We start from the raw sequence: 12,419 nt of genomic DNA, 5'->3' as shown, positions 1-12,419 counted from the left end.
GATTTGTAATAAACTTAACGATAAATTTATGAAAATTAGTATAATAAAATCATTTTTGGGAGCAATCTTTGTTTCAATTGCAGTAACTTCTTGTCAATCAAACGTTTTGCCAAAGGTGAAAAATGCCACTTATTCTTCTTATTCTAATGCTGACCAAAAAGGATATTGGGTAGAATTTGAACTAAGTCATGATTCTATTGCACCAAAATCTGTAGTGCTCAATAATATTTTACAAGAAATTACTCCAGAAAATAAAACCGATAAAAAATTTAAAGTCAATGTAATAGCTCAATCTACTGCAATTTTCGGGTTCAAACCGAAGTTGGTAGAGAAAGAAAATGGCATTTATTTTGTTACAGATACGGCAGATGTTTTCAGGGCTGTAGATTTCAAATTAAAATAAATTTTATCTTTGCGCCCGTTTTATAACGTTATAAAAATATAAATTATGAAAAAAATTTTTGCAAGCGCAATGATATTTGCCGTAGGTTTTGCAAGCGCTCAAACTGTTGCTTATAAAGGAGCAGGTGATGTAAAAGTAAATTTAGGTGCTAATTTACAAGATGGAGGAACAGGTATTGTTTCTTCTGTAGATTATGGTTTAGGCGAGAGTTTCTCAATTGGCGCACAAGCTGGATATCTTCTTGGCGTAAAAGAAATTGGTGGAGAAATTCCAAAATTCGGAGATAGATTTGACTTAAAAGTAAGATTAAATGCCAACCTTGGAAGCGTTTTGAAACTTCCTTCAAATGTAGATGTATATCCTGGATTAAACCTTGGACTTAAAAATTTCGGTGGACATCTTGGAGCAAGATATTTCTTCGATAAAGGTTTTGGACTTTATACAGAAATGCAATTCCCAATCGCGAAATACAAAAAATCTGAAATTGCTTTTGATAATTTAAACAATCAATTTGCAGTAAATATTGGAGTATCTTTTGATATTGACAACTAAAAAACTTTATAAAAAATAAAATGCCGAGAAAATTCTCGGCATTTTTTATGCTTGCTCTAACTTTACTGTAAAATGTCTTAAAATCTCTGATTCCCAAGTGATTTTGTAACCTCTTGTAATTTCATCTCTTCGGTCAAAAACATTTTTAAGCGCTGCTGCAATATAGCGAATATGATTATCCGTATACGTTCTTCTTGGCAAAGCCAATCTCACCAATTCTAGTTTCGGATAACGATTTTCTCTGGTTTCTGGATCTCTATCTGCCAAAATGGCTCCAATTTCTACGCCTCTAATCCCTGCCTCTTTATAGATTTCTAAAGCCAATGTTTGTGCAGGAAACTCTTCTCTTTTTACGTTCGGAAGGAACTTAAGCGCATCTAAGAAAACAGCGTGACCGCCAATTGGTTTCTGAACAGGAATTCCGTATTCTATCAAGAGATTTCCCAAAAGTTCTACTTGAGAAATTCTGCTTTCTAAGTAAGGAAATTCGGTGGCTTCGTCTAAACCTTGCGCAAGTGCAGCCATATCTCTTCCAGCCATTCCTCCGTAAGTGATAAAACCTTCATAAATAATGGTAAAATTAGACGCTTTTCTGAAAATTTCTTCGTCATTTAAAGCGATAAAACCACCAATATTTACCAAACCATCTTTTTTAGAACTCATGGTCATCCCAATTCCGTAAGAAAACATTTCTCTACAGATTTCTTTGATGCTCCAATTTTTATAATTTTCTTCTCTTTGCTTAATGAAATAAGCATTTTCGGCAAATCTCGCAGCATCAAAAATCACCGGAATTCCGTATTGGTCCGAAAGGTTTTTAACCGCTTTTATATTTTCCAAAGAAACGGGTTGTCCGCCAGAAGTATTACAAGTAATGGTAATCAAACAAAACGGAATTTGCTCTTTTGGATAAGATTGATAAACTTTTTCTAATTTCTGAATATCTAAATTCCCTTTGAAAGGATGAAGATTTTCTATATCAAAAGCTTCATCAATCGTACAATCTACGGCATGAGCTTTTCTAAATTCTATATGTCCCTTAGTCGTGTCAAAATGAGAATTTCCGGGAATGATGTCATTTTCTTTAATCATCGTAGAAAAAAGCACATTTTCTGCTGCTCTACCTTGATGAACGGGTAAAAGAAACTGAAATCCCGTTAATTTTTCGACTTGTTTTTGGAGTTTTTCGAAGGAGCGAGAACCTGCATAAGATTCATCTCCTGTCATGAGTTCTCCCCATTGCTTATCACTCATTGCTCCCGTTCCTGAATCGGTAAGCAAATCGATAAAAACCTGAGAGGATTTTAAATTAAATAAGTTATAGTGCGCTTCTTGAAGCCAAATTTCTCTTTGTTCGCGTGTAGATTGCGAAATTTCTTCCACCATTTTTATGCGGAAGGGTTCTGCGTAAGGAAGTTTCATTTTAGATTAAGATTAAGGTTGAGGTTGAGTGAATTACACTACCATTTTTTGACAAAATTTTAAATTTCTAAACCTTTGTCTTTACCTAAATCTCATTCCGGTGCCTTGAAGACGTTTTTATCACTGTGGAAACCTGCTACTCCACCAGAAACTGCAAATTTCATAGCTTCGGCAGCGTTCATTCCCACTACAGGTTTTATATTTTTTTCTTCGGTGACAATTACCCAACCAGAAATAGCGTAAGAATGAGGCAAATACACCGCCACGAAATTGTGTTTTTCAACTTCTCCCATTTCTTTTTGAGTCAAAAATCCTATTCTCCAGATTTCTGGATTTTCATTGGTTTTTACCCAAACTGGCGTGTTAAATTTCTTTTTATCCCCTACAAATGAAGACATTACATCTTTAGTAGGTGTGTAAATATGTTTTACTCCGGGTGTTTTCTCTAAAAAATGGTCTAAACTTTCGAAAACGACTTTCCCAAAAACAAACTTGTTAAAGAAATAACCTACTCCAGAAATAAATAGAATCAAAGACAAAAAACCAACTCCAGTTCTATTGAGGAAAGGAAAGAATTTTTCAAACGGAATGATGTTATCAATGGTATCAAAAACCAAAAAAATGAGATACAAAGTCGCCGCAATAGGACCAATGATAATCAATCCTTTCAAGAAAGATTTCACGAAAAGATTTAAGTAGTCTTCGGGTTTTGGCTTTTTAATTCTCACTTTCTTAAAAATATCGCAGTAAAGATAATAATTTCATAAACTTTCTGATAAAAAATGTAAACTAAATTTTAATGTTTCATTCTACTTTTACCACACCAAAATATTAACAACTATTAAATCACAAGACCTATGAAAAATTTACAGAAAATGAGTGCAAGTTTATTTGCATTATTGGTAAGCTTTTTAGCATTTGCACAAGAAAAAGCAGTAGAAGTAACCACTTCTACTACTACCACCACAGAAGAATGGTATACTAATCCGCTTTATTGGGTAATAGGAGCAGTAGCTCTTATTGCAATTATTGCGATTGTATCAAGAAGTGGCAACAAAGATTAATCCCTTTAATTTTACCAAAAAGCTCATCAAAAATTGATGAGCTTTTTTATTTTTAACCATGAATGGTTTCTTTATTTCCGTAAGATTTTATGATTTCTCCTTCATATTCTAACCATTCTTCCCAGCGTTTGTTTACTTTTTCTGGATCGCCTAATTGTCTTGCGAAACCGATGAAAGTAGTGTAATGATTGGCTTCAGAAATCATGAGTTCTTTGTAGAATTCTTTCAGTTCTTCGTCTTTTATGTTTTCTGTCAAAACTTTAAAACGCTCACAACTTCTCGCTTCAATCATCGCTGCGAAAAGCATTTTGTCTATAATTAAATCTTCTCTACTTCCTTGAATAATGAATTTAAAAAGTTGATTTACATAATCGTCTTTTCTGGTTCTTCCTAAAATATAACCTCTTTTTTTGATGATTTCGTGAACTTGATTGAAATGGTCCATTTCTTCTTGAGCTATTGCCAAAAGTTCGGTCACAATTTCTGTATGTTCAGGAATCATGGTGATTAAACCAATCGCATTAGTGGCAGCTTTTTGTTCGCACCAAGCGTGATCTGTAAGGATTTCTTCTAAATTTCCTTCTGCTATATTTGCCCAACGTGGATCTGTAGGTAATTTTAATTTGAACATTGTTAATTAAATTTTGTCAAAATTATTTTATTTTCTTGAATATCAAAATAACCTTCCTCATCTTCTCTTTTAAAATATAGAATTAAATGGCCGTCCTTTGTTTTATTTTGCTTGAATTCAAAAATTCCTTTGTTATAGATTTTTAAAATATTTACAAACTTGTGATTTTCGATTTTAGCAAGATAAACATTTAAAGTATCAGTATAAATATGATAGAGTCTTTTATTAAAAACAAAAGAAGCTAAGGTCAAAACTTTTGAGCTATCCAAAATCTTTTTAGTTCCTTTTTCTGATTGAGATTCTACCTGTTCTACTGAATAAATCTTTCTCCCTTTATTAAATCCTACAGGTTTTGGAAGTTTAAAAACCTCTAAATTTTTAGGTTTCTCAATCTCAATAATTTTTGTATGAGCTATTCTATGAAGCAAGGCACTTGTTACATAATACTTTTTATCAATTTTATTAATATTAATAACACATGTAGCAGAAGCTGCGGTTTCTAAATTTGTCTTTATATCTTTAAAATATATGGTTCCTCCCCATTCTCCACTACAGGTTTCTCTTACTTTATAATTTTCATCTTCATAAAAATATTTGTTTTTTACAAATTTTAATTTATTATAAGTTTCTTGTTTATTTGCTAATATTTCTTTAAACTCAAAAACTGCTTCTTGAGACTTTAATAATAAAGGGAACAAAAAAAAGACAAAATATTTTTTCATAAATTTAATTCTCGGCAGTTTTCTTTCTTAGAAATTCTAAAACTTTCCAGCCGTAATCGTCTACTTTCTTCAAAACTTCTGCGAAAAGAATAGCTAAAATCACATTCAAAACATATACAATCACCATCAAAACCCAAATATTTATGCTATCTTTAAGAGGCGGAATTAAAAAATACACTACTGAAGAGCTCATTCCTTGTGCAAAATAATAGAAAATGGCGTTTTTACCAATGTAGTTAATAAAATTGTCTTTGGTGATTTTCAATCGGTTATACAATACAAAAATGGTCACCAAAGAAAGTAAACTCCAAACGATGTAAGGAATTTTTGGCGGGAATTTCTGCTTATTAAATTTATAGAAAACTTCGTTTCCAAAATACCAGAAAACCAAAACCAAACTCAAAGCTACCAATCCATACAACACTGGAACAAAAACATTTTTAATTCTTCTTCCTTTCAATTGAGTAGCAATTAAGAAAATGGCAAGATAAAATGCTACGTAACCAACTTGTCCGCTTGGATAATACGGCGCAAAGTTTTTCATCACATCATTATCAATATTGAAATAAATCGTGAGCGCTAAACAAATACCAATTAACCACTTGATGTGTTTTGGGAAAAATTTCAAGGCTAAAACTCCAAAAACAGTTACGATGTAATAGACTTTAAGATACCAAAAACTTCCCATCACTACAGGAAAACTATCACAATTGCTATAACTGTGAAGCCACCAATTGCCGAGCATATCCCAATTAAATGCTGAATCTAAATTTGGCACACCATATTTAGTTCCGAAAACCGTGAAGTAAGATTGCATTACTTCTGCTCCAAAAATATTGAAAATTCCGAGTTTCATAAATCCATCCAAGAAAAACAAGAACGTCACGAAAATCATATACGTCACTTGAAGTTTCAGCAATCTGTACAAAGTTTTCTCTACATTATTCCCAGAAGTTAAACCACTTAAAGCAAAAAACACAGGAACATCTATGAGTAAACTAAGCGTTCTCACTTCCGAAGGAAGATAAAGTTGACCGCTCCAAAAAGCGGTATGAATAAAAATAATAGAAAGAGTAGCCAAGCCTTTGGCAAAATCAATGTAGAGGTCTCGTTTCATAAAGTTTATTAAGTAATTTCAAAAGTACAGATTTTCAGTTCAAATAAAAAATTTTAGCATTATTGTGGATAACTCAAAAATATTTCTTACTTTTGCACCCTGAATTAACTAAAAAAATTATAAACAATGTTAGCAATCGTAGAGATAGCAGGGCTTCAATACAAAGTTGAGCAAAACCAAAAGTTGTTTGTAAACCGTCTAAAAGGAGAAAAAGGAGACAAAGTTTCTTTTGAAAAAGTTCTTCTTACTATTGACGGAGCAATCACTGTAGGTGCCCCAGCTGTAGAGGGTGTTTCTGTTCAAGCAGAAATCCTAGACCATGTACAAGCAGATAAAGTAATCGTTTTCAAAAAGAAAAGAAGAAAAGGTTACAAAGTGAAAAATGGTCACAGACAACAATTAACTCAAATTCAAATTGTATCAATTGGTGGTGCAGATGCTCCAAAAGCTAAAAAAGCTACCAAAAAAGAAACAACTGAAGAAGTAGTAGCAGAAGAAAAACCAGCTAAGAAACCAGCTGCTAAAAAAACTGCAAAAAAAGACACTGAAGATTAATTTTAAAAACCAAAAAACCTTAAAATAAAATGGCACACAAGAAAGGAGTTGGTAGTTCCAAAAACGGTAGAGAATCTCACTCTAAAAGATTAGGTGTGAAGATTTTCGGTGGACAAAGCGCTATTGCTGGTAATATTATTGTAAGACAAAGAGGTACTCAACACCACCCAGGTGAAAACGTGGGAATGGGTAAAGACCACACTTTGCATGCATTAGTAGACGGTAAAGTAGTTTTTACTAAGAAAGCAAACAACAGATCTTTTGTATCTGTAGAACCAAACGCATAATTTAAGCGTTATAAAATCTTAAAACCTCAGCTTTTCGCTGAGGTTTTTTTATGCTTTAATTCATCAAAAAAAAATCTTTGTCTTTGCCTTGAAAATCTGTAACTTCGCTATCCTTTTTTATAGCAAATTTATTTATGAAAAAAATATTATCCGTTTTTACCTTAATTGTATTTTTATCAACCAATGCCCAAATCAAAATTTTATTTGATGCCACAAAAGCCGAAATGGCAGGAAACGCAGATTGGGTAATTGATGCAGATTTTAAATTAAATAACGAATCTAATCCACAAAAAATTCCCACTCCTGCACAAAGCGGAATTACCGCTTCTACCTCAGAAACTTATTGGACTGGCGGAATAAGTGCATGGGCAATTGATTTAGTAAAACAAGGATACTACGTAGAAACACTCCCAAGAACAGGAGGTTTAATTTCTTATGGAAATCCAAATAACGACCAAGATTTATCTAATTACAAAGTATTTATCGTTACCGAACCAAATAGCCAATTTACGATGGCAGAAAAAGACGCTATTATTAATTTCGTGAAAAACGGAGGCGGACTTTATATGATTGCCGACCATGACAATAGCGATAGAAATGGTGACGGTTGGGATTCTCCAGCTATTTGGAACGATTTAGTTTCTACCAATTCTGTAGTTGCCAATCCTTTCGGAATTACCTTTGATATAGTTAGTTTTTCACAAACTACTACTAATTTTGCGAATATTCCCTCTAATACTATTTTAAATGGAAGCGCTGGAACTCCTAGAGCTATGCAGTTTTCTGCGGGTGCAAGTATGACGCTTAATAAAACCGCTAATCCTTCCGTTCAAGGTTTGGTTTTTAAAACAGGAGCTTCAACCACAGGAACTACCAATGTAATGTTTGCTACTGCAACTTACGGAGCTGGAAAAGTTTGCGCATTAGGAGACAGTTCCGTTCCTGATGATGGAACTGGTGATACTGGAGACACATTGTATGATGGCTATTTCACAGATGCTTCAGGAAATCATAGACCTCTTTTAATTAATTCTGTAATTTGGTTAGCTACATCTTCAGGATTAGCCACAGATGACATTATGAAACCAGAACTTTCGGTAAATATTTATCCTAATCCAAGTAGTGATTATGTTTATGTACAGAGCAAAACTTCAGAAAAATATCACTTAACCTTAATGGACTCTTCTGGAAAAGTTTTACAAAGTATTCCTAATACAGATAAAATCAGCATAACCTCTTATCCTAAAGGAATTTACTACTTAGTCATCAAAAATGATAAAGGTTTTAAAAACTTTAAAGTCGAAAAAAAATAATTCCACACCAACCGAAGAACTTCTTCGGTTTTTTTATTTATTTTTGAGAAAATTCTCAACAAATGAAAATCAATACATTCACTATGGCATTAGCAAGTTTGTTTCTTGCCTCGTGCTCATCACAAGTTATGAAAAATTCATTGAACTATCCTGAAACCAAAAAAGTAGAACATACTGACGAATATTTTGGGACTAAAGTAGCAGATCCTTATCGTTGGTTAGAAGACGATCGTGCTGAAGATACTAAAGATTGGGTTCAGCGTGAAGTAGCTTTTACACAAAATTATCTTAATCAAATTCCGTTTCGTGAAGAAATTCGTGCACAGTTAAAAAACATTTGGAACTACGAGAAAATTTCTGCCCCATTTAAAGAAGGAGATTATACATATTTCTACAAAAATGACGGTTTACAAGCACAATCTGTACTCTACAGAACAGATAAAAATGGCAACACCGAAGTTTTCCTTGACCCGAATAAATTTTCAGAAAAAGGAACTACTTCTATGTCTGGCTTGTCTTTTAACAAAAAAGGAACCCTTGCCGCTTACAATATTTCTGAGGGAGGAAGTGATTGGCAAAAAATTGTCATCATCAATGCGATTACCAAAGAAAAAATAGACGAAACCATTACCGATGTTAAATTTTCTGGCGCTTCTTGGTTGGGAGACGAAGGTTTTTTCTACTCTAGTTACGGAAAAGTACAAGGCTCTGAACTTTCTGTAAAAACAGACATGCACAAAGTCTATTTCCATAAATTAGGGACCAAGCAATCTGAAGACAAACATATCATCGGCGATGAAAATTTCAAACGCAGATACATGAACATTGGCGTTTCAGACGACGAAAGATTCTTGATTCTTAGTGCTGCCACTGCAACCAACGGAAATGAATTGTACGTGAAAGACCTTAAAAATAACACCGATTGGATTGCGATACAAAAAGGATTTGATTACAATACCGATGTTTTAGACACCAAAGGAGATTTTATCTACATTATGACCGATAAAAATGCTCCAAACATGAAATTGCAGAAATTTGACATTAAAAATCCTTCTGTTTGGACAGACGTTATCCCAGAAACCGAAAATGTGTTAAGCGCTTCAACTGGTGGTGGTCATATCTTCGCAAAATACATGAAAGACGCTGTCTCTTACATGAAACAGTTCGATTATAACGGTAAATTAATTAGAGAAATCACTCTTCCTGGAATCGGTACCGCTTCTAATATTGGCGGCAAAGAAACTGCAAAAGAATTGTATTACTCTTTCAGCAATTATATCACGCCGGGAACTACTTATAAATTTAATGTAGAAAACGGAACTTCTGAGATTTATCAGAAACCAAACGTAAAATTCAATCCTGAAGATTATGTTTCTGAGCAAGTATTTTTCACTTCAAAAGATGGAACAAAAGTGCCGATGATGATTTCTTACAAAAAAGGAATTAAACTAAACGGTAAAAACCCTACCATTTTATACGGTTACGGCGGTTTCAACATTTCTGTAACCCCAAATTTCTCCGTAGTGAATGCAATCTGGATGGAAAACGGCGGAATTTATGCTGTTCCAAATCTTAGAGGAGGCGGTGAGTACGGCAAAAAATGGCACGTTGCAGGAACACAAATGCAAAAGAAAAATGTTTTCGAAGATTTTATAGCTGCAGGTGAATATTTACAGAAAAACGGTTACACTTCGCCAGAATTTATGGCACTTTCTGGCCGTTCAAACGGTGGTTTATTAGTTGGCGCAACCATGACGATGAGACCTGATTTAGCGAAAGTAGCTTTCCCTGGAGTTGGCGTTCTTGATATGTTGAGATACAATAAATTTACAGCAGGAGCTGGTTGGTCATTCGATTACGGAACTGCGGAAGATTCAAAAGAAATGTTCGAATATTTGAAATCATACTCACCAGTTCACAATGTGAGAAAAGGCGTTTGTTATCCTTCTACGATGATTATCACGAGCGATCATGATGACAGAGTAGTTCCAGCGCACTCTTTTAAATTCGGGGCAGAATTACAAGAAAAACAAAGTTGTAACAACCCTGCTTTAATCAGAATCGAAGTAAATGCAGGACATGGAGCTGGTAGAAGTACAGACCAAGTCATCGGCGAAAACACAGATTTGATGAGTTTTGCACTCTATGAAATGGGAATTAAAGAATTGAAAAAATAATTACTAATCTACCATAAAATCAAACCGCAGAAATTTCTGCGGTTTATTTTTTGAATAATTTTTTTAAAAATCCTTTTTCTTTTTTAGGCTTTTCTTTTTGATTTACAGAATCTTGCAAACCTAACTTTTGCTTTACCTGTTTTACCGTTTTCTCGATTTTTTCTACATTTTTACCCACCAAAGTTTTCTTTAAACCTTCTTCTACTCCTTTCCAAAGCAAATTAAAAAATGATTTCGTAGGATTTCTAGTGGTGTGAACTACTACATTTTCTGTTTCAGATTTAGAATTGGTTCGGACGATTAAATTTGTAACCGCACTCAATACTTTCTTCTCTTTTTTAGTTTTTTCATCTAAAACTTTCACTTTCACGTTTTCATGTTTCATCATGTAATTTCCAGAAATTTCATTTCTGTTTCCTTTGAAATTAAATCGCAGTTCGTGAATATTTCCTTCTACTTTTTTATGAGAATAGGGCGTAACAAAAGCGTTAATACTTTCGGCTGGTAAATCATTAATTTGACCTGAAATCGAAAAGTCATCCTGAAGATTTGCAGTATCAAAACTCCAGTTTACTTTCATAGGCGCTACATTCATAAATTGGGTATGAATTTTAATCGGAACAACTGTGTTTTTGAAACCTTTATTTGAATTGAGATTCTGTGCATTTAAATTAAATTGACTAAACATCAATTTTCCAGGTTTATTTCCATTTGGTAAATCCTCCTCATAAATTAAATTCGAATTTCTAATGTTCAAATTTTTCACCAAAAGAGGAAATTTTATGGAACGGAGCAATTCACTGTAAAGTTTTTTTCTAGTCAAATCATCTTTAGGACTTTTACTTCTGTAAATTTGAGCTTGTAAATTGTTTATCAACACGTTACCAACATTTATTTTCGGTTGACTATCTTTTAATTTCCAATGAAAATCAGTAATTCTCGTTTGTGCAATTTTAACATTATACCAATCTTTTTCGGTAGAAATTTTAGAAGTAAACTGGGTTTTAGTAAACTTAGGTTGCAAATGCAGTCCTCTTAAATCCATAGAGTTTTTCTGAAAATCAGCATTATTAATGAACAACTGATAGAATTTTCCAGCATCTAAAAAAATATTTCTTCCCGAAATTTGGTAATTTTTATATTGAAAAGGCAATTCATTTTTGGGATTTTTTTCATCCAAAACCAATTGTTCAAAATGAGCATTTATATTGTCTACGGAAAACTTTTTTTGTCCATTTTTGAAAATTTTTGCTTTTCCATTATCAAAGAAAACATTTTGTAATTCAACAATATAAGTAAAAGGTTTATTTTTATTTTTATTCTGATTTTCAGAAGAATACACCGTTAAATGAGGTTCAGAAAACCGTACTTCAGACAAACTAATCTTGTTCTTCTTCAGCACAATATCTTTGAAATTCATTTTTTGAGAAGAAATATCCAAAAGTGATTTTCTTGGAAATTTTCTCGAAAATTCAGAAAAATTCATCAAAGGTTTCATTGAAAAATCTGTCCCAGACATTTGTCCATTTTCTGTATTAATTTCGGTAGCTGAAATGTGATACACTTCATCTGGATAAAAATGAAATGCTTTACTTTTTATAGAATATTGGTCAAAAACAATGGGCAATTTACGCGTAACATTTTTCTCTGTAAGTTTCAGATTTTCAACATTTAGACTTAAATTTTCAATTGACAAAAATTTACTTTTATCAAATTTTAAAATTTCAATATTGCCGTTTTCAATCATCAAATTTTTAGAAATCAAAGGTCGCTTATTTTTCTTACCACCTTGTTGATTTTCAGGTAGAACAATCTGAAGATTTGGACGAAAAAGCTTTAAGTATTTAGCATTGATTTTCTTATTTAAAATAGCATCATAAATCCCAAGATTTGAAATAAAAAGAGAATCTACAGTTCCGTTGAGTTGTAAAACGTTTTGATTATCTGTGATTTTTGGAGTAATTTTAACTTTACTTGCAGAAATATTTCCGCTTACAAATTCTATGTTTAAATCCTGATAATGAACATGATACGGAGATTTATTTTCGATGTACTGCGGCAAATGATGCTGCAACCAATAATGGAAATACAGATTTGCCGAAACCAAAAGCACAGCAAACCCAAAAATAACGGAAAATAGAATTCGTAAAGCTCTCTTCATAGAGCAAAAGTATTT

At 32.9% G+C, this 12,419-nt stretch carries 13 protein-coding genes; 7 read left to right on the top strand and 6 right to left on the bottom strand.

What is annotated here, in order from left to right:
* Positions 1-28: 28 nt before the first annotated feature.
* Both KKQ79_RS11905 and KKQ79_RS11900 read left to right on the top strand, forming a co-directional pair.
* A complete protein-coding gene (locus tag KKQ79_RS11905; RefSeq protein WP_213190319.1) occupies positions 29-403 on the top strand; it encodes a hypothetical protein in 375 nt (124 codons plus the stop codon).
* 45 nt (positions 404-448) lie between these two features.
* Positions 449-955, top strand: coding sequence for a DUF6646 family protein (locus tag KKQ79_RS11900; RefSeq protein WP_213190318.1), 507 nt, complete (start codon positions 449-451; stop codon positions 953-955).
* A gap of 45 nt (positions 956-1,000) precedes the next feature.
* Here the strand turns inward: KKQ79_RS11900 and tnaA are convergent, their stop codons facing one another.
* Complete coding sequence (gene tnaA, locus KKQ79_RS11895) at positions 1,001-2,377, bottom strand: tryptophanase TnaA (RefSeq protein WP_213190317.1); 1,377 nt, start codon at positions 2,375-2,377, stop codon at positions 1,001-1,003.
* A gap of 92 nt (positions 2,378-2,469) precedes the next feature.
* Positions 2,470-3,099 (bottom strand): DUF502 domain-containing protein, encoded by a 630-nt coding sequence (locus KKQ79_RS11890; protein WP_104793209.1) that lies wholly within the window; start codon positions 3,097-3,099, stop codon positions 2,470-2,472.
* A gap of 135 nt (positions 3,100-3,234) precedes the next feature.
* On the opposite strand from KKQ79_RS11890, the gene KKQ79_RS11885 reads away from it, so the two are divergent.
* Complete coding sequence (locus KKQ79_RS11885; RefSeq protein ID WP_133159935.1) at positions 3,235-3,441, top strand: hypothetical protein; 207 nt, start codon at positions 3,235-3,237, stop codon at positions 3,439-3,441.
* A gap of 52 nt (positions 3,442-3,493) precedes the next feature.
* Here KKQ79_RS11885 and KKQ79_RS11880 read toward each other — a convergent pair whose 3' ends face one another.
* From KKQ79_RS11880 to KKQ79_RS11870, 3 genes are read right to left on the bottom strand one after another with little or no spacing between them, the layout of a single operon-like run.
* On the bottom strand, positions 3,494-4,072 hold the full coding sequence (locus KKQ79_RS11880) for a MiaE family protein (protein WP_069800481.1): 579 nt from the start codon (positions 4,070-4,072) through the stop codon (positions 3,494-3,496).
* Positions 4,073-4,074: 2 nt separating this feature from the next.
* A complete protein-coding gene (locus KKQ79_RS11875; protein ID WP_213190316.1) occupies positions 4,075-4,794 on the bottom strand; it encodes a hypothetical protein in 720 nt (239 codons plus the stop codon).
* A gap of 4 nt (positions 4,795-4,798) precedes the next feature.
* Entirely contained in the window at positions 4,799-5,911 is a 1,113-nt protein-coding gene (locus KKQ79_RS11870; RefSeq protein ID WP_213190315.1) for an acyltransferase family protein, read from the bottom strand.
* 126 nt (positions 5,912-6,037) lie between these two features.
* On the opposite strand from KKQ79_RS11870, the gene rplU reads away from it, so the two are divergent.
* From rplU to KKQ79_RS11850, 4 genes are all read left to right on the top strand, one after another.
* The gene (rplU, locus tag KKQ79_RS11865; protein ID WP_213190314.1) at positions 6,038-6,466 is read left to right on the top strand and encodes a 50S ribosomal protein L21; all 429 of its coding nucleotides are present in this window, start codon (positions 6,038-6,040) and stop codon (positions 6,464-6,466) included.
* Between the two features lie 29 nt (positions 6,467-6,495).
* A complete protein-coding gene (gene rpmA, locus KKQ79_RS11860; RefSeq protein WP_069800488.1) occupies positions 6,496-6,753 on the top strand; it encodes a 50S ribosomal protein L27 in 258 nt (85 codons plus the stop codon).
* 134 nt (positions 6,754-6,887) lie between these two features.
* Positions 6,888-8,066, top strand: coding sequence for a T9SS type A sorting domain-containing protein (locus KKQ79_RS11855; RefSeq protein WP_213190313.1), 1,179 nt, complete (start codon positions 6,888-6,890; stop codon positions 8,064-8,066).
* Positions 8,067-8,128: 62 nt separating this feature from the next.
* Positions 8,129-10,243, top strand: coding sequence for a prolyl oligopeptidase family serine peptidase (locus KKQ79_RS11850; protein ID WP_213190312.1), 2,115 nt, complete (start codon positions 8,129-8,131; stop codon positions 10,241-10,243).
* Between the two features lie 43 nt (positions 10,244-10,286).
* Here KKQ79_RS11850 and KKQ79_RS11845 read toward each other — a convergent pair whose 3' ends face one another.
* A complete protein-coding gene (locus KKQ79_RS11845) occupies positions 10,287-12,404 on the bottom strand; it encodes a hypothetical protein (protein ID WP_213190311.1) in 2,118 nt (705 codons plus the stop codon).
* Between the last annotated feature and the right edge of the window lie 15 nt (positions 12,405-12,419).

The sequence above is a fragment of the Cloacibacterium caeni genome, from assembly GCF_907163125.1.
GTDB lineage: Bacteria > Bacteroidota > Bacteroidia > Flavobacteriales > Weeksellaceae > Cloacibacterium > Cloacibacterium caeni_B.
Note: the sequence above shows the minus strand (reverse complement) of the source record. Positions and strands in the feature narration are given on the sequence as shown.

Coding starts and splice junctions, on each gene's coding strand:
- rplU (WP_213190314.1), top strand. CDS start 6,038: ATGTTAGCAATCGTAGAGATAGCAGGGCTTCAATACAAAGTTGAGCAA.
- KKQ79_RS11885 (WP_133159935.1), top strand. CDS start 3,235: ATGAAAAATTTACAGAAAATGAGTGCAAGTTTATTTGCATTATTGGTA.
- tnaA (WP_213190317.1), bottom strand. CDS start 2,377: ATGAAACTTCCTTACGCAGAACCCTTCCGCATAAAAATGGTGGAAGAA.
- KKQ79_RS11870 (WP_213190315.1), bottom strand. CDS start 5,911: ATGAAACGAGACCTCTACATTGATTTTGCCAAAGGCTTGGCTACTCTT.
- KKQ79_RS11900 (WP_213190318.1), top strand. CDS start 449: ATGAAAAAAATTTTTGCAAGCGCAATGATATTTGCCGTAGGTTTTGCA.
- KKQ79_RS11875 (WP_213190316.1), bottom strand. CDS start 4,794: ATGAAAAAATATTTTGTCTTTTTTTTGTTCCCTTTATTATTAAAGTCT.
- KKQ79_RS11845 (WP_213190311.1), bottom strand. CDS start 12,404: ATGAAGAGAGCTTTACGAATTCTATTTTCCGTTATTTTTGGGTTTGCT.
- KKQ79_RS11855 (WP_213190313.1), top strand. CDS start 6,888: ATGAAAAAAATATTATCCGTTTTTACCTTAATTGTATTTTTATCAACC.
- rpmA (WP_069800488.1), top strand. CDS start 6,496: ATGGCACACAAGAAAGGAGTTGGTAGTTCCAAAAACGGTAGAGAATCT.
- KKQ79_RS11880 (WP_069800481.1), bottom strand. CDS start 4,072: ATGTTCAAATTAAAATTACCTACAGATCCACGTTGGGCAAATATAGCA.
- KKQ79_RS11850 (WP_213190312.1), top strand. CDS start 8,129: ATGAAAATCAATACATTCACTATGGCATTAGCAAGTTTGTTTCTTGCC.
- KKQ79_RS11905 (WP_213190319.1), top strand. CDS start 29: ATGAAAATTAGTATAATAAAATCATTTTTGGGAGCAATCTTTGTTTCA.